Origin of the sequence: Denitrificimonas caeni, from assembly GCF_905120345.1 — a bacterium.
Lineage (GTDB): Bacteria > Pseudomonadota > Gammaproteobacteria > Pseudomonadales > Pseudomonadaceae > Denitrificimonas > Denitrificimonas caeni_A.
In genome coordinates this window covers 244,260-264,692 of sequence record NZ_CAJHOA010000002.1, presented here as the reverse complement: position 1 = coordinate 264,692, position 20,433 = coordinate 244,260, and the positions used below count along the sequence as shown (strand labels likewise).

The 20,433-nt window shown below is 49.1% G+C and carries 16 protein-coding genes and 1 riboswitch; of the genes, 9 read left to right on the top strand and 7 right to left on the bottom strand.

All coding sequences use genetic code 11. From position 1 onward, the window contains the following. Positions 1 to 85: 85 nt before the first annotated feature. Positions 86 to 1,267 (top strand): ATP phosphoribosyltransferase regulatory subunit, encoded by a 1,182-nt coding sequence (locus JYJ62_RS04810; protein ID WP_205341065.1) that lies wholly within the window; start codon positions 86 to 88, stop codon positions 1,265 to 1,267. Between the two features lie 72 nt (positions 1,268 to 1,339). Then, positions 1,340 to 2,632, top strand: coding sequence for an adenylosuccinate synthase (locus tag JYJ62_RS04805; protein ID WP_205341064.1), 1,293 nt, complete (start codon positions 1,340 to 1,342; stop codon positions 2,630 to 2,632). A gap of 81 nt (positions 2,633 to 2,713) precedes the next feature. On the opposite strand, the gene rfbC is transcribed toward JYJ62_RS04805, so the two are convergent. The 4 genes from rfbC to JYJ62_RS04785 form a co-directional block, all read right to left on the bottom strand. Next, positions 2,714 to 3,244 carry a dTDP-4-dehydrorhamnose 3,5-epimerase gene (gene rfbC / locus JYJ62_RS04800; protein ID WP_205341063.1) on the bottom strand — a complete coding sequence of 177 codons (531 nt, stop codon included), beginning with the start codon at positions 3,242 to 3,244 and terminating at the stop codon, positions 2,714 to 2,716. An 18-nt stretch (positions 3,245 to 3,262) separates the two neighbouring features. Continuing rightward, positions 3,263 to 4,162 (bottom strand): glucose-1-phosphate thymidylyltransferase RfbA, encoded by a 900-nt coding sequence (gene rfbA, locus JYJ62_RS04795; protein WP_205341062.1) that lies wholly within the window; start codon positions 4,160 to 4,162, stop codon positions 3,263 to 3,265. Further along, on the bottom strand, positions 4,159 to 5,289 hold the full coding sequence (gene rfbB / locus JYJ62_RS04790; RefSeq protein WP_205341061.1) for a dTDP-glucose 4,6-dehydratase: 1,131 nt from the start codon (positions 5,287 to 5,289) through the stop codon (positions 4,159 to 4,161). Before rfbB ends, rfbA begins: the two co-directional genes overlap by 4 nt. Positions 5,290 to 5,355: 66 nt before the next feature. Next, positions 5,356 to 6,042: an energy-coupling factor ABC transporter permease gene (locus tag JYJ62_RS04785; RefSeq protein WP_205341060.1), complete on the bottom strand. Its 687-nt coding sequence runs from the start codon at positions 6,040 to 6,042 to the stop codon at positions 5,356 to 5,358. Positions 6,043 to 6,254: 212 nt separating this feature from the next. Here JYJ62_RS04785 and dxs point away from each other — a divergent pair, with 212 nt between their 5' ends. Both dxs and JYJ62_RS04775 read left to right on the top strand, forming a co-directional pair. Then, positions 6,255 to 8,123 carry a 1-deoxy-D-xylulose-5-phosphate synthase gene (gene dxs, locus JYJ62_RS04780; RefSeq protein WP_205341059.1) on the top strand — a complete coding sequence of 623 codons (1,869 nt, stop codon included), beginning with the start codon at positions 6,255 to 6,257 and terminating at the stop codon, positions 8,121 to 8,123. Between the two features lie 89 nt (positions 8,124 to 8,212). Beyond that, positions 8,213 to 8,414: riboswitch (cobalamin riboswitch) on the top strand. Positions 8,415 to 8,511: 97 nt separating this feature from the next. Further along, complete coding sequence (locus tag JYJ62_RS04775; protein ID WP_205341058.1) at positions 8,512 to 10,422, top strand: TonB-dependent receptor; 1,911 nt, start codon at positions 8,512 to 8,514, stop codon at positions 10,420 to 10,422. 94 nt (positions 10,423 to 10,516) lie between these two features. Here the strand turns inward: JYJ62_RS04775 and trmA are convergent, their stop codons facing one another. The 3 genes from trmA to JYJ62_RS04760 form a co-directional block, all read right to left on the bottom strand. After that, positions 10,517 to 11,605, bottom strand: coding sequence for a tRNA (uridine(54)-C5)-methyltransferase TrmA (trmA, locus tag JYJ62_RS04770; protein WP_205341057.1), 1,089 nt, complete (start codon positions 11,603 to 11,605; stop codon positions 10,517 to 10,519). After that, positions 11,605 to 12,897, bottom strand: a complete 1,293-nt coding sequence (locus tag JYJ62_RS04765; RefSeq protein WP_205341056.1) for an NCS2 family permease — start codon at positions 12,895 to 12,897, stop codon at positions 11,605 to 11,607. The genes trmA and JYJ62_RS04765 overlap by 1 nt, the downstream gene beginning before the upstream one ends. Before the next feature lie 65 nt (positions 12,898 to 12,962). Further along, on the bottom strand, positions 12,963 to 13,316 hold the full coding sequence (locus JYJ62_RS04760) for a pentapeptide repeat-containing protein (RefSeq protein WP_205341055.1): 354 nt from the start codon (positions 13,314 to 13,316) through the stop codon (positions 12,963 to 12,965). A 173-nt stretch (positions 13,317 to 13,489) separates the two neighbouring features. Between JYJ62_RS04760 and cpdA the strand changes: the two genes are divergently transcribed. The 5 genes from cpdA to JYJ62_RS04735 all read left to right on the top strand — a co-directional run bounded on the left by cpdA (position 13,490) and on the right by JYJ62_RS04735 (position 20,433). Next, positions 13,490 to 14,296: a 3',5'-cyclic-AMP phosphodiesterase gene (cpdA, locus tag JYJ62_RS04755; protein WP_205341054.1), complete on the top strand. Its 807-nt coding sequence runs from the start codon at positions 13,490 to 13,492 to the stop codon at positions 14,294 to 14,296. Between the two features lie 108 nt (positions 14,297 to 14,404). Further along, on the top strand, positions 14,405 to 15,025 hold the full coding sequence (locus tag JYJ62_RS04750) for a YqiA/YcfP family alpha/beta fold hydrolase (protein ID WP_205341053.1): 621 nt from the start codon (positions 14,405 to 14,407) through the stop codon (positions 15,023 to 15,025). 11 nt (positions 15,026 to 15,036) lie between these two features. After that, entirely contained in the window at positions 15,037 to 16,932 is a 1,896-nt protein-coding gene (gene parE, locus JYJ62_RS04745; protein WP_205341052.1) for a DNA topoisomerase IV subunit B, read from the top strand. Positions 16,933 to 16,993: 61 nt separating this feature from the next. Continuing rightward, entirely contained in the window at positions 16,994 to 19,246 is a 2,253-nt protein-coding gene (parC, locus tag JYJ62_RS04740) for a DNA topoisomerase IV subunit A (RefSeq protein WP_205341051.1), read from the top strand. A 68-nt stretch (positions 19,247 to 19,314) separates the two neighbouring features. Further along, a complete protein-coding gene (locus JYJ62_RS04735) occupies positions 19,315 to 20,433 on the top strand; it encodes an ABC transporter permease (protein ID WP_205341050.1) in 1,119 nt (372 codons plus the stop codon).

Sequence of the window (20,433 nt, the reverse complement as noted above, 5' to 3'; positions counted from 1 at the left end):
GCAGCCGGGGAACTCCCGGCTTTTTTGCGCCTGTGGCCATGTAAAATGCCCAACAGGCAACTGTATTTATAATGAGGAAGGCGCAATGGCAACGGTAGACCGCTGGCTGCTGCCAGATGGCATCGAAGAAGTACTGCCGCCGCAAGCGGCGCAGATTGAAGCATCCCGTCGACAGGTACTGGATATGTTTGAGGCATGGGGCTACGAGTTTGTAGTCACGCCACATATCGAGTTTCTTGAGTCGTTATTAACCGGCGCGGGCCAAAAGCTCGATCTGCGTACTTTTAAAGTTACCGATCCGCAATCAGGTCATTTAATGGGCTTTCGTGCGGATATTACTCCACAAGTCGCACGTATGGACGCACACAGTTTGCGCCGCGAAGGCCCATCACGTCTGTGTTATGCCGGTAGCGTTGTACACGCGCGCCCGCGTTCTTTATCGCGCTCGCGTAGCCCAATTCAGCTGGGTGCTGAGTTGTACGGCGATGCCAGTCCTGCGGCTGATATTGAAGTGATCAGTTTAATGCTGGCCACCCTTGAACAAGCCGAAATTGCTGATATCCATATGGATTTAGGCCATGTTGGTGTGTACCGTGGCTTAGCCCGTGCAGCAGAGTTATCAACTGAGTTGGAAGCACAGGTTTTTGATGCGCTACAACGCAAAGCAGTGGATGAAGTGGCCGCTCTGACCGAGCAGCTGCCTAAAGATTTAGCGACCATGCTCAATGAGCTCAGCCATCTGTGCGGTGGTCGTGAAGTGCTAGATCAGGCCAAAATAGTTTTAGCGGCAGCGCCGAGTGGTGTCTTAGCCGCGCTGGATCAGCTGATTGTGATTGCTGATGCGCTAATGTTGCGTTACCCGCACTTACCATTCTATTTCGATTTGGGTGAGTTGCGTGGCTACCATTACCATACGGGTGTGGTATTTGCGGCGTTTGTGCCGAGCGTCGGTCAGTCCATCGCGCAAGGTGGACGTTATGATGACATTGGTGCGGTTTTTGGCCGTGCGCGTCCGGCAACAGGATTCTCTACCGATTTAAAAACCTTGGTTAATCTAGGTCAGCGCGCGCCCGTCGTCTTAGGCGGTGGCGTCTGGGCACCTGCCGGTGCGCAAGCAGATTTGTGGCAGGCGATTTGTGATTTACGCAATGATGGTCAGCGTGTTGTCCAAGCTCTGCCAGGTCAGAGTGTTAGCGCTGCTGCTCAAGCGCATTGTGATCGTCAGTTAGTACAGAATTCTTCAGGTTGGCAGGTTCAACCGCTATAAGTTTACGCCGCACTTGCGGCCACGTTTCGTCGGTCATACCGACCTCCTATTTGCGTGAAGAGGGCAAGGGTTATGGGTAAGAATGTTGTCGTTTTAGGCACTCAATGGGGTGACGAGGGCAAAGGCAAAATCGTTGATTTATTGACCGATCAAGCTGCTGCTGTTGTCCGCTTCCAAGGTGGCCATAATGCCGGTCACACCTTAGTGATTGATGGTGAAAAAACTGTCCTGCATCTGATTCCATCGGGTATTTTACGTGCAAACGTAGAGTGCTTGATCGGTAACGGCGTAGTGGTTGCACCGGATGCACTGATGCGCGAAATCATTAAGCTGGAAGAAAAGGGCGTGCCGGTACGTGAGCGTTTACGCATCAGCCCAGCCTGCACCTTGATTCTTCCTTACCATGTTGCTTTGGATCAAGCGCGTGAAGCATCACGTAACGAAGGTAAAATTGGTACGACTGGACGTGGTATCGGTCCAGCCTACGAAGATAAAGTTGCTCGTCGTGGTTTGCGTATTGGTGACTTATTTAATGCTGAGCGCTTTGCGGTAAAGCTGCGTGAAGTATTAGAACAGCATAACTTTATGCTGGAGCATTTCTACAAAGTTGAGCCCGTGGATTACCAGACAACTTTGGATGAGGCACTCAGCTATGCTGAAATCCTTAAGCCTTTGATGACTGACGTGACTGCACGTCTGCACACCCTGCGTAAGCAAGGTGCACGCATTATGTTTGAAGGCGCACAAGGTTCATTGTTGGATATTGATCACGGTACCTACCCGTACGTCACCAGCTCCAGTACCACTGCTGGCGGTACGGCAACCGGTTCAGGTTTTGGTCCGCTGTACTTGGATTACATCTTGGGTATTACCAAGGCCTACACCACGCGTGTTGGTTCAGGTCCGTTCCCAACTGAATTGTTTGATGAAACCGGTGCGTACTTGGCTGAGAAAGGTCATGAGTTCGGTTCAACCACAGGCCGTGCGCGTCGTTGTGGTTGGTTTGATGCGGTGATTTTGCGTCGCACTTCAGAAATCAACAGCATCTCAGGTATTTGCTTAACTAAACTCGACGTTTTGGACGGTTTAGAGACAGTTAAAATCTGTGTGGCTTACAAAAACGCCGAAGGTGTTGAAATTGAAGCACCAACTGATGCTGACAGCTATGTTGGCTTAGTGCCTGTCTATGAAGACATGCCCGGCTGGAGCGAATCAACGATTGGTGCGACGACCCTTGAGCAGTTGCCAGCCAATGCTCGTGCGTATGTTAAGCGCATTGAAGAATTAATTGGCACGCCGATTGATATCGTTTCAACCGGTCCTGACCGTAATGAAACCATCGTATTGCGTCACCCGTACGCGTAATAACGATGCTGTATGCCAAGTCCGCTGGTGCGTGAGCTTGGCATAACAGACCTATAAAAAACCGACCTGAGTGTCGGTTTTTTATTTTATTTCGCGCAGGCGCGGCAATTGTTGATCTTTGGCTGACAGTAAGGGGGAATGCAAAGGCCAAGCGATATTGACATCGGGATCATTCCAGATCAGACCTGTCTCATCGGTTGGATCATAAAAATCTGTGCATTTATATTGGAAGTCAGCCACGTCACTGAGTACGCAAAAGCCGTGAGCATAACCCGGTGGTATCCACAGTTGCAGGTGGTTATCGTCATTTAGTTCAATTCCGACATGTTCACCGAAGGTGGCCGATTGCGGATTGATATCTACCGCGACGTCAAAGACCGCGCCGCGGCTGACGCTGACTAATTTGCCTTGCGGACGGCTGCGTTGTAAATGCAGGCCACGCAGAACACCGCGTTGTGAGCGAGAGTGATTGTCTTGCACGAAAGGCTGAGTAATACCTGCTCGGGCATAACGCTCGCTTTGAAAGGTTTCAAGAAAGAAGCCGCGAGCATCGCCAAATGCTTTTGGTTCGATAATTAACACGCCAGGCAGTGCAGTAGTGGTTATTTTCATTCAAGGATCACCCGTTGGTTAATTGTGCGCAGTGTGTGTTTCATTGGCTAAGCGCAATAGGTATTGACCGTAGCCCGTTTTGCTCAGGGCTTCACCGCATTCGCGTAGCTTTTGATTGGTGAGCCAGCCATTACGGTAGGCAATTTCTTCAAGACAGGCCACCTTTAAACCTTGACGGGTTTCAATGGTTTGTACGTAGTGGCCTGCTTCCATGAGCGAGTCATGGGTTCCCGTATCGAGCCAAGCAAAACCGCGGCCGAGTACGGCAACCTGTAAATCCCCACGCTGTAAGTAGGCGTTGTTGATGTCAGTGATCTCCAGTTCGCCACGGGCTGAAGGTTGTACCTGCTTAGCCATTGCAATCACATCATTGTCGTAAAAGTATAGACCGGTTACGGCATAATTTGATTTTGGCGCAGTGGGCTTTTCTTCAATGGACAGCGCTTGTCCACTGGTAGAGAACTCGACCACACCAAAACGTTCAGGATCGGTGACATGGTAACCAAACACTGTTGCCCCCGTGCGCTGCTGAGCGGCGTGTTTGAGCATGCCGGTAAAACCATAACCATAAAAAATATTGTCGCCGAGAATCAGGCACACATTGCTGTCAGCAATAAAGTCTTCGCCAATGATAAAGGCCTGCGCTAAGCCGTCGGGAGTGGGCTGTTCGGCATAACTCAATTGAATACCAAACTGGCTACCGTCACCTAACAGCTTTTTAAAGTTAGGCAAATCTTCGGGAGTGGAAATAATTAAAATTTCACGAATACCGGCCAGCATCAATACTGACAGTGGGTAGTAAATCATAGGTTTATCGTAAATGGGTAGCAGCTGTTTAGAGACCCCAAGAGTAATAGGATGTAAACGTGAGCCGGAGCCACCCGCTAAAATAATACCTTTTGTCGAATGTGACGTCATTTTTGTGCTCCTAAGCGTTCACGTTGGTAGCTGCCATCTTGAACGCGCTGGCACCATGCTTGATTATCTAAATACCACTGTACGGTTTTTCTTAAGCCCGACTCAAAGGTTTCGGCAGGTGACCAGCCTAATTCACGTTGAATTTTGCTCGCATCAATCGCATAGCGACGGTCGTGCCCTGGTCGATCTGCAACATGCGTTAGCAAGCTGTTGTAGCTAATTAGTGGTCGTCCTTCAGCGGTTTTAAGATTGCGCGCAGCAGCGGGCGCTAACTCATCGAGTACGCTACAGATGGTGCGCACCACATCAATATTTTGTTTTTCATTATGCCCGCCGATATTGTAGGTTTCACCGACTTGTCCCTCGCAAATCACCTTATAGAGCGCGCGAGCGTGGTCTTCAACATACAGCCAGTCACGGATTTGATCACCGCTACCGTAAATCGGTAAAGGTTGAGCTTCTAAAGCATTAAGAATCACCAGTGGAATCAGCTTTTCCGGAAAGTGATACGGACCGTAATTGTTTGAGCAATTAGTGATCAGTACTGGCAAACCATAGGTGCGTTGCCATGCCCGCACGAGATGATCGGAGCTGGCTTTGCTGGCGCTATAGGGAGAGCTTGGAGCGTAGGATGTTTCTTCGGTAAATAATGGCAGATCGACAGGGTCGCAGGCGTCATGTAAGTCGACATTATCGCTTGGGTGCGGTAGGTCGCCGTAGACTTCATCAGTACTGATATGGTGAAAGCGGAACGCTTGTTTACCTTGGCTATCCAGCGTATTCCAATAAGCGCGAGCTGCTTCGAGTAATTGGTAGGTCCCGACAATATTCGTTTGAATAAACTCTGCGGGACCATCAATGGAGCGATCAACGTGCGACTCTGCTGCTAGGTGCATCACCACGTCGGGCTGGTGCTCAGCAAAGACTTGATCTAATGCTACACGGTCACAGATATCCACTTGAGCAAAGCTATAACGTGGGCTGTCACTAATTTCGATGAGCGATTCAAGGTTGCCGGCGTAGGTGAGTTTGTCCACATTCACTACTGAATCTTGGCTGTGCTGAATAATATGACGAATCACCGCGGAACCAATAAAACCAGCGCCGCCGGTAACCAAAAGTTTCATTGCCCACTCCTATGTTTGATAAATAGCTAATTAGGTTAACAAAAATACACCGCTCTGACTGCAAATCTATTGCTCAGAATCATCTTTCCAAGGTGCTTGTAAGTAGCGGCTGTAATTAAAAGTTTCTAACCATTCTGGTTTAAACACGACAAATGCAGTGACGGCCATACCGTTAATAAAGGCTTCAGGAAAAGCCACCAGTAGCAGCATGCCGAAAAAATCTTCAAGCTCGGGTGAGAATTGATAAATACCACTGCTCCAGAGCAGCAGTGTGCCGCTCACAACGCACAGTGCAGCGGTCAGTGCTGCTGGGAAGAAGCCAGAAAAAAAGATGTACATAAATAAGTTTTCAGGCCGCAAACGTTCAATCGCTTTAGCACAGCAGTGAGCAATAAAAACCGGTAGGATAATCAGTAACAGGCCATTGACTCCTAAGGCGCTCAACTCTTGTTTGCCCAGTGCCAGTAAGGCCAGTTGTGCAATAAAGCCGGCCAACAGTGCTAATGGCCAATCCAGTAGCAAGGTTACGGCGGTCATGCCGATAAAGTGAAAAGATAAGCCGCTAGGAAAGTCGCGACGCAATAACCATAGCGCGCAAAGTACCAGAACAGTGCCAAATACGAGGTGTTGGCGGCGGCTGTCGCTAAACAGCTCAACCCAGGGTGCGCGCCAGATAGCATAAAGCAGCAGCGGGCCATACAATAGCCAACCCCATAGTAGAAAGGTTTCATTTAATAACATGCTTGCAATCATGGTATGACCTGTTAGCAATCAGAGTTTTTAGCGTGACTTGCCACTCAACAATACTTTAACAGAGTTGTGTTGTTTGGCAGGCAAGCGCTTATTAAAAAGCAGATTAAAAGCGGATAAAAGCGACTAAATTCTCGAATGCGCAGTGCAGCGCTGTGGACTTTGTTTACTTTGGGGTAAACTTCACCCTCTTGATGAATTAACACGACATTTCAATGCCTAAAACTTTTCATGAAATCCCTGCTGAGCGCCCTATTACGCCATTGCTAGACCGTGCCCTGACGCCGACAGAGTTGCGTCTGTTGTCTGAAACTGAGCTGGTTACCTTAGCCGATGAGTTGCGTTTATTTCTCTTGTGGAGTGTGGGCCAAACCGGCGGACATTTTGCTGCAGGCTTAGGGGTGATTGAGCTGACCGTGGCGTTGCACTATGTGTTTGATACGCCGGATGACCGTGTCGTGTGGGATGTCGGCCATCAGGCCTACCCGCATAAAATCCTCACGGGTCGACGTGAACAGATGCTGAGTATGCGCCAGAAAGATGGCCTCGCTGCATTTCCACGCCGTTGTGAAAGTCAATACGATACCTTTGGTGTGGGACATTCAAGCACCTCGATCAGTGCTGCCTTGGGGATGGCGATTGCCTCGAAGTTGCAAGGCAGCAAGCGTAAAAGCGTGGCAGTGATTGGCGATGGTGCCATGACGGCGGGAATGGCCTTTGAAGCATTGAATCATGCGCCAGAAACCGGTGCCGATATGTTGGTTATCCTGAATGATAACGATATGTCGATCTCCAATAATGTTGGCGGTTTATCCAATCATTTGGCGAAGATTCTCACCAGTCGTACGTATTCGACGATGCGTGAGGGCAGTAAGAAAATTCTGTCGCGCCTACCAGGTGCGTGGGAAATTGCGCGCAAAACCGAAGAGCATGCCAAGGGTATGTTTGCACCGGGCATTATGTTTGAAGAATTAGGCTGGAATTATATTGGTCCGATTGATGGCCATGATTTGCCGACGCTGTTGACCACGTTACGCAATATGCGTGAGCTAGAAGGGCCGCAGTTTTTACATGTGGTGACCAAAAAAGGTAAGGGTTTTGCACCCGCAGAACAAAGCCCAATTGTTTATCACGCGATGACGAAAAAAGCCTCTGCTCCCAGTCAGCCAGCAGGCCCGCGTTACTCTGCTGTATTTGGGCAATGGCTGTGTGATATGGCCGCGCAGGATGAGCGTTTGCTCGGTATTACTCCAGCTATGAAAGAAGGCTCGGATATGATTGCTTTCAGTGAGCAGTATCCAAAGCGTTATTTTGATGTGGCGATTGCTGAGCAGCATGCGGTGACATTAGCGGCAGGAATGGCGTGTGAAGGTGCGAAACCAGTGGTCGCGATTTACTCAACGTTTTTGCAGCGTGCGTATGATCAGTTGATTCATGATGTAGCGGTGCAGAATCTGGATGTGTTGTTTGCCGTGGATCGTGCCGGTTTAGTCGGTGAAGATGGCCCGACTCATGCGGGAAGTTTTGATCTGTCTTATCTGCGCTGTATTCCGAATATGCTGGTGATGACGCCCAGCGATGAAAACGAATTACGTCTGCTGCTCAATACCGGCTATCACCATGTTGGTCCAGCAGCAGTGCGTTACCCGCGCGGTACGGGGCCTAACGCTGAGATCAGTGCCAGTTTAGAGGCTGTGCCAGTGGGTAAAGGTATTGTGCGTCGTCAAGGACAAGGTGTCGCATTTTTGGTGTTTGGTGTGCAGTTGGCAGCGGCTTTAGAGGCTGCTGAGCAATTGGATGCGACAGTGGTGGACATGCGTTTCGTCAAACCGCTGGATGAGGCGCTGATTCAGCGTTTAGCTGCAGAGCATAGATTGTTTGTCACGCTTGAAGAAAATGCGGTGATGGGTGGCGCGGGCAGCGCAGTGGGCGAGTTTTTGGCGGCCGCACAACTTGCTGTACCCTTACTGCAGCTCGGTTTGCCTGATTTATATGTCGAGCATGGACAGCCCGCGCAAATGTTGGCTGAGTGTGGTTTAGATGTCGACGGTATTCTGTATGCAGTGCAACAGCGCTTAGCTTAATCCGCTCTAATTTGAAACTTTTAGCGTAATAATTGTCTGCCTTATATTTTCCTAAACTTGACCTGCAGCATCGGTGCGTTTATTGTGCGCGCACTTTGATTCTGTAAGGTGCGCTGGTTATGCCAGCCTGAAAAGGGAAGTTAAGAGGCATAAGCCTACTTACGCTGCCCCCGCAACGGTAAACGACGCGTTTTCTCCGCACGTTTGTTCAATGACCACTGGCTCTTAAGCTGGGAAGGTGAACAGATGCATTCGTTAGCCCGTAGACCTGCCTTATGGATTTCGACGGGTGTTGCGGAGGGCGGCACCGTCAAGTGCCGTGCTCGTTTTGTGCGCTTGTTCCTGCCCTCCTCAAAAGTTTGTTTTTATTTTTGAGGATTTAATCTAAATGAAATTGTCCCGCCTCGCGCTTGCCGTAGCGTTATTACCTGCCGCAAATTTGTATGCTGCTGAAACAGAACCTTATGAACTAGAACCTTCGGTTGTCACGCGAGCGACCCGCTTGAGCAGTCCTGTGCCTGCAAGCGTACAAGTCATTACGCGTAACGATATAGAAAAGAGTGTTGCTACTAATTTATTAGATGTTTTACGTGGCAAAGCCGGTATTCAAGTGCATGACACCATTGGTAATGGCAGTCGTGCTACGTTTAGTTTGCGTGGCTTTGGTGAGAACTCTGTTAATAACACGCTGTTATTAGTTGATGGCCGTGCTCTAAATCAGCCGTTTATGGGTGGGGCAGATTTCAATAGCGTTCCTTTGTCAAATATTGAGCGTATTGAGATTATTCGTGGTGCCGGTACTGTGTTGTATGGCGATCAAGCGGTTGGTGGTGTCATTAATATTATCACCCGTCAACCTTTACAGAATTCAGCATATATCGAGGTTTCGCGAGGATCGCAAGATACCGAGGCGTATCGAGGTAACCTATTTGCACACCTAGGGGCGGGTTTCTCCGCGTATATGAGTGGCGAGTCAAATAGCTCTGATAACTATCGTAAACATAATGAATCAAACTACGATAATGTTTTTTCACGATTAAGATTTGATCATGAAAATGGATGGGCATTATATGAGTACAGTACGATTGATGATGAACTGAAATACCCAGGCACGCTATCAGCTGCTCAGAAAGATCAGAATAGAAAACAAGCCAATAGCAGTGACTGGAATGACACTAAGACGCAGGTTCATCGCTTTGCGTTAGAGCAAAAAATTAATGATATTTTTAATTTTAATTTTGACTATTCCAATACAGATCAAGATGGGCTTTTTTATTCGTATGGCAGAAATAAACAGTCGATACGTACCGATAGTTTTAATCCAAGGCTGACCGCGAGATTTGACTCTGGCTTAGGTTTGTCTGAAGTGTTGCTCGGCTATGACCAAATAGAAAGTGATTATCAAGCGTGGGGCTCTAAGTATGATCAAGTCCGTCGCGACTGGTATACCAGTATGAGTCAAGGCTTAGGTGACGACGTCACGGTTAGTTTGGGTTACAGAACCAGTCAGGTTAAAGAAGATTTCAAAAACTCGAGCAAGCATAATGATCGCGAAGAAAGCACGAGTATCGGCGTGTCTTGGCAGATTAGCGAGCACGTGCGTAGCTTCGTGAAGCGTGAAGATGTTCTGCGTTGGGCTAACGTCGATGAGAACGGATTTACGCTACCTAGCGTGGACTTTCTTAAGCCGCAACTCGGTACGTCTTGGGAGACAGGTGTTGAGTGGAAAGATGCGTTGCAGAGTTATCAGCTGAGTGCGTTCCGTCTCGATCTTGATGATGAATTAATGTACGACTCTGAAATAAATAATATTAATTCGTGGAATGGCAAGGGTGCGAACATCAACCTTGATAAAACCCGTCGCCAGGGATTTATGTTAGAAGCCAATAGACAGATTATCGATGACTTGTCTGTCAGCGCTCAGTATACGTTAACTGATGCACGATACCGTGCGGGCAGCTTTAAAGATAAAGAGGTGGCTTGGGTTTCAAAACATATGGCCAGCGCTCAAGTTAATTATACGGTTTTTGAGCGTATGACTGCGCAGTTAGAGGCGAACTACACAGGCCCACGTTATTTGTCGAGTGATGATAAGCACGAGCAAGAGAAAGAAGGTGGCTTTACAGTTTTCAATGCTGCTCTTAAGTATGAATATAAGCATGTCGTAACTAAGTTACGTGTTAATAACCTAACGGGTAAAAAGTACGATAGCCATGCAGGTTTGAGTCCTTTTGCTGGCCCGTATTATTATCCGGCGGCTGAGCGCGTTACAGTATTATCTGTAGGCTATAATTTTTAATATCCTCAGTTAATGCTGTGGCAAACAAAAAACGGCTTTTGTGCCGTTTTTTGTTTTTCAGGCTTAGCCATATCACTGCCGCAGAGCAATAGAACTATTTACGTTCCAGCAGCACACCACTTTCCATGTGCTCGGTCCACGGGAACTGGTCAAACAGAGCTGTTTGTGTAATGCGGTGAGTATCGCTGAGTTGGCGGATATTCTCGGCCAAGGTCTCTGGGTTACAGGAAATATACAGAATCCGCGGGAAACGCCGCACCAATTCACAGGTATCACTGTCCATACCTGCACGCGGTGGATCGACAAATACTGTGCCAAACTGATAGCTGTCTAAATCAATGTTGGCCAAGCGGCGAAACTCACGTACAGCATTTAAGGCTTGGGTCAGCTCTTCTGCAGACAAACGCACCAACTCGATATTATCAATCTGATTGTCAGCCAAGTTCGCTAATGCCGCGTTGACTGAGCTTTTACTGATTTCAGTGGCTAATACTTTGCGCACCCGCGTCGACAGAGGCAGAGTGAAGTTGCCGTTGCCACAGTACAGCTCCAGCAGATCATCTGTTTGCTCGCCCAGTGCGTTATACGCCCAATTTAGCATGTGCGTATTGACTGCGCCGTTGGGCTGAGTAAAGGCTCCTTCAGGCTGACGGTAGCTAAAGACGCGATCGGCCACCTTGAGCTTTTCGACCACATAATCGCGACCAATAACGTTACGTTTGCCACGTGAGCGGCCAATAATACTGACATTAAGTTCTGCAGCCAACTGCTCAGCAGCGGCTTGCCAAACATCATCCAGCGGGCGGTGATAGCAGAGGGTGATTAACGCCTCGCCGGATAATGTGGTTAAAAATTCCACCTGAAACAATCGTTCCGAGATCGCGGTATTGTTACTCCAAGCGCTTTTTAAACGCGGCATCAGTTGATTGATTCGCTCACTGGCAATCGGAAAGTCTTCGACGAAAATAGGCGTGCGATTATCACCCGGTGCAAACATCGCGTAGTGACGCAAGCCGTCCTCACGCCATAAACGGAACTCTGCGCGTAAGCGATAGTGTTGCTCAGCCGAGGCAAACACCTGCGGCGCTGGCGCATTAAACTCGCTGAGTAAGTTGTGTAAGCGTGCTTGCTTGGCGTTCAGTTGCGCTAAATAAGCGGCAGAAGAGTCGTCGGTATGTGGCATCAGGCAAAGAAACCCAGTTTAATGATAAAGAGAATGGATAAAATCCACATGGCGCTATTGAGGTCTTTCCAGCGTCCGCTGAGCAGTTTAATCGCAGTCCAGCTGATAAAACCAAAGGCGATGCCGTTGGCAATAGAAAATGTAAGAGGCATAGCTAATGCAGCGACTACCACAGGTGCAGCAACGGTGAGATCATCCCAATCGATGGTGGCCAGACCACTGGTCATCAAAACTGCGACAAAGAACAACGCAGGCGCGGTGGCGTAAGCAGGAATCGCTGAGGCTAAGGGCGCAAAGAATAAACTCAGTAGAAATAACCCAGCCACGACGCAGGCCGTCAATCCGGTACGACCACCAACGGCGATGCCTGCGGCAGACTCAACAAAACTGGTGGTGGTCGAGGTGCCCATACAAGCCCCGGCCATAGTGGCGGTGCTATCTGCTAATAAAGCGCGACCGAGACGTGGCATATTACCGTCTTTATCAATCAGGTTGGCGCGTTGCGCCACACCAATAAGCGTGCCAGAGGTATCGAATAAATCAACAAACAAAAAAGCAAAAATCACACTGACTAAACCAATATCAAACGCACCGGCGATATCCAGTTGCAGCAACGTCGGTAGCATACTTGGCGGCATACTGACAAAACCGTCCATCCTGGAAAACCCTAGGCCAATCGATAAACTGGTCACTAGGAGGATACCAATCATGACTGCGCCAGTGACTTGTCGATAAGCCAACGCGACAATCACGGCAAAGCCCAGTGCAGCGAAGATGGGCGCCGGTTGCGCTAAATCACCTAAGGCCACCAAAGTGTCAGCATTACCGACCACTATCCCCGCATTTTTTAACGCAATTAATGCGAGAAATAAACCAATACCGGCACTAATCGCTGAGCGTAACGGGATTGGAATGCTATTAATAATCCACTCACGGATTTTAAAAATCGACATCGCGAAAAATAAGAAGCCGGAGATAAATACCGCACCCAACGCGACTTGCCATGAGTAACCCATGGTGCCCACTACGGTATAGGTAAAGAAGGCATTCAGGCCCATGCCGGGGGCTAGGGCGATCGGGTAGTTGGCGAGCAGGCCCATGATGGCCGAGCCAATGGCCGCAGCTAAGCAAGTGGCGACAAATACCGCACCATGATCCATGCCGATTTCTGCCAGCATATTGGGGTTAACGAAGAGGATGTAGGCCATGGTCAGGAAGGTGGTAATACCTGCCAAAACTTCGGTACGGAAAGTGGTGTTGTTGGCCTGCAACTGAAAGAGTCTTTCAAGCATGGGATAAACTGCCTGCATAAAACGCGAATAATAGCAGTCTGCGCTCAAAAAAGCAGGGGTCGCGCTTATTGTGTATTGCAGCGCATCCGAGTTCCAGTGGTTAAGGACATCACAATTTCTTCAGCGCTTAAATTGTTGGCAAAATAGCAACCTGATATTTTTGCGCGATTCATGCTCGCGCCCTCCAGCTGAGCCTCTCTAAAATCAATGCCACGCAGGTCGCAACTGCGAAAGTAAGCGTCTCTAAAATCAATGCCCGCAGCATCCAGTCCGCGCAAATTTAAACCGCGTAAGTCCGCGCCTTGAAAGTTTAAAAGCCCAGAGCTGACATAGTCTGCTTTCTGGCTATTAAAACTGTCGATTTTTTCCTCAGTCAGCAACAAGAAAAGAGGGTGGTCGAGTTTTCTTGGACGGCTCATGGCGACTCTCCAGTAGGACGCAATCGGCTCTCAGTATAGGCATTGTTTTTAGATTTTATGCAAGCAAACTGTTTTGGTCTAAGCTTAACCTAAGTGCGGGGATTGGATTTGCTCCAGATGCGAACTGTACGCATACTTGCACAGGTTTAATTTTATGTTGAGTGGACTGGTTGATGGATGTATTGCAAACAATTCCCTATGCCGCGGTTGTGCAGTTGACCGACAGCCATCTGTTTGCCGATTTGCAGAGCCGCTTATCGGGCATGGATACAAACCATAGTTTACAGCAGGTGATAAAACAGGTGGCGACCGAGCAGCCGCAAATTGATTTATTATTATGTACCGGTGATATTTCACAAGATGGCTCGATCGCTTCGTATCAACGTTTTGCTGAAATGGCTGGCAGTCTTGGTGCGCCGATGCGCTGGTTTGCCGGTAATCATGATGAGCGCTTAGCGCTGCAGCAGGTGTGTGCAGACACCCAGCGGCTTGAACCTGTTTATGATATCGGCGCTTGGCGTATCGTCTTGCTGGATTCGTCTGTGGCCCAGCACGTCTACGGCCAGTTGGCGCCAGATCAGCTTGAGCTTTTGGAGCAGGCCTTGGCTAGTGCCGGAGATCGGCATATTCTGGTTGGCTTACATCATCATCCTGTGCCGATTGATAGTGTGTGGATGGATAAAATTGGCTTACAGAATGCTGTCGATATGTTGTCGATTATCAATCGCTACCCTAATGTCAAAGCCGTTATTTGTGGGCATGTGCATCAAGAGTTCGATCAGCAACAGCATGCTGTGCGCTGGTTGGCGGCGCCCTCGACTTGTATGCAGTTTACCCCGTACAGTGATGACTTTGCTCTGGATGATAAAGCGCCTGGCTACCGTTGGTTGCATTTATACGATGATGGACAATTGCACACAGGCATATCACGCGTAGAAAATATTAATTTTGACATTGATTACAGTGGTGAAGGTTATTGAGATATCTATGAACTGCCGCGTAGTATCGGCCTGCTTTGCTGTTACAGATCGAGCAGCAATGCAGGCATAATGGTATTCTAATCGGCTGTTTTGAGTCTGTGGTTACGTATGCGTAAGAGTCCCAGTGTTGTTTATATTCATGGTTTTAATAGCTCGCCTGCGTCTTTAAAAGCGCAGCAATTGCGCAGAGCTTGGTTGCAAGTGGCTTTGCCTGCAGAGCAGTTGCAGATTCCTGCGCTGCATCATCATCCCGAGCGGGCGATTGCGCAGTTACAAGAGCTGATTGCGCAACTGCAAGAACCGGTATTAATCGGCAGTTCACTGGGCGGCTATTACGCCACCTACTTGGCGCAACAGCATCATTTAAAAGCCTTGCTGATTAATCCTGCCGTACGTCCACAACACTTATTTGATGGCTTTTTAGCTGAGCAAGAAAACCTCTATACTGGTGAGCGTTGGCTGCTCACTGACTCGCATTTACAGACCCTTGCTGCATTGGAAGTTGCACCACCGAATGATGCCGAACGCTTTTGTGTGTGGTTGCAAACTGGTGATGAAACGTTAAACTACTGTTTAGCTGAACAGTACTATGAGGGTTGCTCTGTGCATATTGAACAGGGCGGCGATCACGGTTTTCAGCGTTTTGCTGAGCATCTTCCAGCATTATTTGCTTTTGTGGGCGTGTCTTCTTCAGCCCTGCAATCACTCGATTTTTCTGCTTTTGAGTAACGATATTACCCATGACCAATTCGACCTATACCGCTGATGCCATTGAGGTTCTATCTGGGTTAGATCCGGTGCGTAAGCGCCCAGGAATGTACACTGATACCACTCGACCGAATCACCTTGCCCAAGAAGTGATTGATAACAGTGTCGATGAAGCGTTGGCCGGGCACGCACGCAATGTGCAAGTGATTTTACATGCTGATCAATCATTGGAAGTGATTGATGATGGGCGTGGCATGCCGGTGGATATTCACCCTGAAGAAGGTATTTCAGGGGTTGAACTGATCTTTACCCGTTTGCATGCTGGCGGTAAATTCTCCAGTAAAAACTATGAGTTTTCTGGTGGTTTACACGGTGTTGGTATTTCCGTCGTGAATGCCTTGTCTACCTTGGTTGAGGTGCGCGTGCGCCGTGATGGCCAAGAATACCAAATGAGCTTTCGCGATGGTTTTAAAGCCAGCGAGTTGGAAGTGATTGGTACGGTAGGTAAGCGCAATACGGGCACCAGTATCCGTTTTTGGCCGGATGCAAAGTACTTTGATACCGGTAAATTCTCGGTGAGTCGTCTCAAGCATATTTTAAAAGCTAAGGCCGTGCTTTGCCCAGGTTTGACGGTGCAGTTTGACGATAAAAATAGCAAAGAACAGGTCACTTGGTTTTATGAGGATGGTTTGCGTTCCTATTTAACCGATGCCGTGGCGGAGTTTATTAGTCTGCCAGATGAGCCTTTTTGTGGACAGTTTGCCGCGCAAACGGAGCGAGTTGATTGGGCGGTGTTATGGTTGCCTGAGGGCGGTGAGTTGGTGCAAGAAAGTTACGTTAACTTGATCCCCACCGCGCAGGGCGGCACCCACGTCAATGGCTTCCGGCAAGGCTTGCTCGATGCGTTGCGTGATTTCTGTGAGTTCCGTAATTTACTGCCGCGTGGGGTCAAGCTGGCGCCGGAAGATATTTGGGAGCGCATCAGCTTTGTCCTCTCGATGAAAATGCAAGAACCGCAGTTTTCTGGACAAACCAAAGAGCGTCTTTCTTCACGGACTGCAGCAGGCTTTGTTGCTGGCGTAGTCAAAGATGCCTTTAGTTTGTGGCTCAATGCTAACTCTGAGTTGGGTTTGCAGTTAGCTGAACTCGCCATTAGTCATGCCGGTCGTCGCTTAAAAGCGGGGCGTAAAGTTGAGCGCAAACGCATCACCCAAGGTCCAGCCTTGCCGGGTAAGTTAGCCGACTGTGCGGGACAAGACCCCATGCGCGGTGAATTGTTTTTAGTCGAAGGAGATTCGGCGGGCGGCAGTGCTAAGCAAGCACGCGATAAAGAGTTTCAAGCGATTATGCCGCTGCGCGGTAAGATCCTTAATACCTGGGAAGTCGATGGCAGTGTGGTGCTGGGTTCGCAAGAAGTTCATGATATTGCTGTGGCGATGGGTGTCGATCCAGGCTCTGCCGATATCAGCCAGTTGCGCTATGGCAAGATTTGCATCTTGGCCGATGCTGACTCGGATGGTTTGCATATTGCCACGCTATTGTGTGCGCTGTTTATGCGCCACTTTAGACCCTTGGTTGAAGCAGGCCATATTTATGTAGCGATGCCACCATTGTATCGTGTCGATATCGGTAAAGAAGTGCATTACGCGCTGGATGAAGATGAACTCAATAGTATTCTTGAGCGTTTGCAAACGGAGAAAAAACGCGGCAAACCACAGGTCACACGCTTTAAAGGTCTGGGTGAAATGAATCCGCCGCAACTGCGTGAAACCACCATGGACCCTAATACTCGCCGTTTAGTGCAGCTGACTCTCGATGATTACAGCGGCACTCAAGAATTGATGGACATGCTGTTAGCGAAAAAACGTGCCAGTGACCGTAAGGCTTGGTTGGAAAGCAAGGGTGATTTAGCTGAGGTACAAGTCTAATGCGCCAGTTCCATCACGCTAACTCTGTGGTTAGCGCAAACCTATTCACTAGAGGCTGGGCATGAAGCAATCCTTTGATTTAAGTCTTGAGGGTGTTGAACGCCGCTCAATGGCGGATTTTACCGAGCAAGCGTATTTAAACTATTCCATGTACGTGATTATGGACCGTGCTTTGCCACATATCGGTGACGGCTTAAAACCGGTGCAAAGACGCATTGTTTACGCCATGAGCGAGCTGGATTTAAGTGCCGACTCCAAGCATAAAAAGTCCGCACGGACGGTCGGTGATGTGTTGGGTAAGTATCATCCACACGGTGACAGTGCCTGTTATGAAGCGATGGTATTGATGGCGCAGCCGTTCAGTTACCGCTATCCATTGGTGGATGGACAGGGCAACTGGGGTGCACCGGATGATCCAAAGTCTTTCGCCGCGATGCGTTATACCGAAGCGCGTTTGGCGCGTTATTCAGAAGTGCTGCTGGCCGAGCTGGGGCAAGGTACGGTGGATTGGGTGCCGAACTTTGACGGCACGATGAATGAGCCATCGGTGTTGCCCGCGCGCTTACCGAATTTACTTCTCAATGGTACGACTGGTATTGCCGTGGGTATGGCTACCGATGTACCGCCGCATAACTTGCGTGAAGTCGCCGCCGCCTGCGTGTTGTTGTTGGATAAACCAAAATCTACCTTAGATGAAATATGTGAGCATATTCAAGGTCCGGATTACCCGACCGATGCCGAGATTATTACCCCGCGTGCCGATATTCTAAAGATTTATCAAAGTGGACGCGGTTCTGTACGGATGCGCGCGATTTACCATGTTGATGATGGCGATGTCGTGGTCACCGCACTGCCACATCAGGTCTCTGGCGCTAAAGTGATCGAGCAAATCGCCGCGCAAATGCAGGCAAAGAAACTGCCGATGGTGGCAGATTTACGCGATGAATCGGATCACGAAAACCCCTGCCGTATTGTGATTATTCCGCGTTCTAATCGTGTCGATGCGGCGGAGTTGATGCAGCATCTGTTTGCTACCACTGATTTAGAATCCAGCTATCGGGTCAACACCAACGTGATTGGTCTGGATGGCCGTCCACAAGTCAAAGATTTGCGCAGTATGTTGGTCGAGTGGTTGGTGTTTCGTGTGCAAACCGTGCGCAAACGCTTGCAATTTCGTTTGGATCGAGTGGAAAAACGCCTGCATTTATTAGAAGGCCTGCTGATTGCCTTTCTAAATATGGATGAAGTGATTGAAATCATCCGTACTGAAGATCAGCCGAAACCGGTGTTAATGCAGCGTTTTAGCATCAGTGAGATTCAGGCCGATTACATTCTAGATACGCGTTTACGTCAATTAGCCCGTCTCGAAGAAATGAAAATCCGTGGTGAGCAAGATGAGCTGGCTAAAGAGCAAGCATTGCTACAAGGCTTACTCGGTAGCGAAACCAAACTGAAAAACTTGGTCCGCAAAGAGCTGATTGCCGATGCCAAAACCTATGGCGATGAGCGTCGCTCACCTTTGGTTGAACGTGGTGAAGCCAAAGCCTTGTCAGACACTGATTTGCTACCAACTGAGCCAGTCACCGTGGTGATGTCGGAGCAAGGTTGGGTGCGCAGCGCTAAAGGCCATGATATTGATCCGACAGGTCTATCCTACAAAGCCGGTGATGGCTTTAAGCAAGCTGTCGCTGGACGTTCCAATCAGTTTGTGGTGTTTTTAGACAGCACCGGTCGTAGTTATTCGCTCCCTGCACACACTTTACCGGCGGCGCGCGGTCAAGGTGAGCCGCTTTCTGGGCGCTTAACCCCACCGGCTGGTGCCACCTTTGAGTGTCTGTTGATGCCCAGCGATGAGCAGTTGATGGTCATCGCCTCCGATGCCGGCTATGGTTTTGTGGTTAAAGGCGAAGATATGCAGGCGAAAAACAAAGCTGGTAAAGCCTTGCTGACTTTACCTAAAGCTGCAAAGGTACTCGCGCCGCAATTGCTCAATAACTTTGAGGATGATTGGCTGGCTGCCGTCACCAATGAAGGTCGACTGCTGGTATTTAAAGTCTCTGACTTGCCGCAGTTGAGTAAAGGTAAGGGCAATAAACTGATTGGTATCCCCGTCGATCGCGCCGCTAAGCGTGAAGAGTGGCTGGTGGGTTTTGCCGTCTTGCCAGGACAGGCTACCTTGGTGTTAGTGGCCGGTAAGCGCACCTTGTCACTTAAATTCAGCGACCTTGAATATTATCAAGGTGAGCGTGGCCGCCGCGGTAATAAGCTGCCTCGTGGCTTCCAGCGCGTGGACGAATTGCGAGTTGAGCCTTAGAGTGTTGTCAGTCGGTTTATGCTGCAGCGCGATAAGATACTGTTCGAAGGCTGTTAAAGGATAACCAAATGAACAAGGTACCCTCGTTAGATTGGGATCACAGCCGTGAGGCGTCCGTGCTACAAGTGACCGGCAGTTGGACCTTAGAACAGCGTAAGCCTGAGCTGAACGACGTCTGGCGCGAGGGTGGACGTTTGCCGCAACAGGTGATGGTGCAAGTAGCGGTTGAGGCCTGGGACAGCAGTCTCTTGGCCTTATTGCGCCGTATGCAACGCCTGGCAACGCAGCAGCAGGTGACGCTTGATTTGCAGGGACTGCCGGATGGCGTTGCGCGCTTATTAGAAATGGCTGCTAGCCCATCCACTCAAGCTGCAAAAGCCGAGCCGCCAGAGTATGGTTGGATTGCACGCGTTGGTCTGCGTGCACAAAGTGTGGCTACAGCATTAACAGAGTCGTGCATCTTTATTGGCCAAGTGATACAAGCGCTGGGACGTTTGTTGACTGGCAAAGCACGTATGCGCGCTAGCGATTTCTGGATGGCCTTTCAACAATGTGGCCCTGGTGCTTTACCGATTGTGGCGTTGATCGCCAGCCTGATTGGTTTGATTCTAGCTTTCGTGGGTGCCGCGCAACTGCAAGCCTTTGGTGCACAACTCTACATCGCCAACATGGTGTCGATTGGGATGACCCGTGAAATGGGCGCGTTGATGACCGCCGTCATTATGGCCGGCCGCACCGGTGCGGCTTATGCGGCGGAACTGGGTAGTATGCAAGCCAACGAGGAAATTGATGCGTTAAAAACCTTTGGATTTCCGACCTTGGAATTTTTGGTTCTACCGCGCTTATTGGCTTTATTGATCAGTATGCCAATCTTAACCGTATTTGCTGATGCCTTAGGTGTATTTGGCGGCTTTGTGATTGGCTCAGGTTTATTTGATATTTCTGCACAGCAATATATTAATCAAAGTTTAACAATGCTGACCTTGACTGATTTTTTAATCGGCCTATTTAAAAGTCTAGTTTTTGCTGTGTTAATTGGTCTGATTGGTTGTTACTACGGCTTATCCTGTGGACGTAATGCGCAAGCCGTTGGTCAGGCCACCACCAAAGCGGTGGTCAGTATTATTGTTGCGCTGGTGGTCAGTGATGCAGTGATTACGCTTATTTGCACGCAGTTGGGGATCTAA

Excerpts from the sequence above, each read along its gene's own strand:
- JYJ62_RS04765 (WP_205341056.1), bottom strand. The coding sequence starts at position 12,897 with ATGCTTGAAAGACTCTTTCAGTTGCAGGCCAACAACACCACTTTCCGT.
- cpdA (WP_205341054.1), top strand. The coding sequence starts at position 13,490 with ATGGATGTATTGCAAACAATTCCCTATGCCGCGGTTGTGCAGTTGACC.
- dxs (WP_205341059.1), top strand. The coding sequence starts at position 6,255 with ATGCCTAAAACTTTTCATGAAATCCCTGCTGAGCGCCCTATTACGCCA.
- JYJ62_RS04805 (WP_205341064.1), top strand. The coding sequence starts at position 1,340 with ATGGGTAAGAATGTTGTCGTTTTAGGCACTCAATGGGGTGACGAGGGC.
- parC (WP_205341051.1), top strand. The coding sequence starts at position 16,994 with ATGAAGCAATCCTTTGATTTAAGTCTTGAGGGTGTTGAACGCCGCTCA.
- JYJ62_RS04785 (WP_205341060.1), bottom strand. The coding sequence starts at position 6,042 with ATGATTGCAAGCATGTTATTAAATGAAACCTTTCTACTATGGGGTTGG.
- JYJ62_RS04750 (WP_205341053.1), top strand. The coding sequence starts at position 14,405 with ATGCGTAAGAGTCCCAGTGTTGTTTATATTCATGGTTTTAATAGCTCG.
- rfbA (WP_205341062.1), bottom strand. The coding sequence starts at position 4,162 with ATGACGTCACATTCGACAAAAGGTATTATTTTAGCGGGTGGCTCCGGC.
- parE (WP_205341052.1), top strand. The coding sequence starts at position 15,037 with ATGACCAATTCGACCTATACCGCTGATGCCATTGAGGTTCTATCTGGG.
- JYJ62_RS04760 (WP_205341055.1), bottom strand. The coding sequence starts at position 13,316 with ATGAGCCGTCCAAGAAAACTCGACCACCCTCTTTTCTTGTTGCTGACT.
- JYJ62_RS04735 (WP_205341050.1), top strand. The coding sequence starts at position 19,315 with ATGAACAAGGTACCCTCGTTAGATTGGGATCACAGCCGTGAGGCGTCC.
- JYJ62_RS04775 (WP_205341058.1), top strand. The coding sequence starts at position 8,512 with ATGAAATTGTCCCGCCTCGCGCTTGCCGTAGCGTTATTACCTGCCGCA.
- JYJ62_RS04810 (WP_205341065.1), top strand. The coding sequence starts at position 86 with ATGGCAACGGTAGACCGCTGGCTGCTGCCAGATGGCATCGAAGAAGTA.
- rfbB (WP_205341061.1), bottom strand. The coding sequence starts at position 5,289 with ATGAAACTTTTGGTTACCGGCGGCGCTGGTTTTATTGGTTCCGCGGTG.
- rfbC (WP_205341063.1), bottom strand. The coding sequence starts at position 3,244 with ATGAAAATAACCACTACTGCACTGCCTGGCGTGTTAATTATCGAACCA.
- trmA (WP_205341057.1), bottom strand. The coding sequence starts at position 11,605 with ATGCCACATACCGACGACTCTTCTGCCGCTTATTTAGCGCAACTGAAC.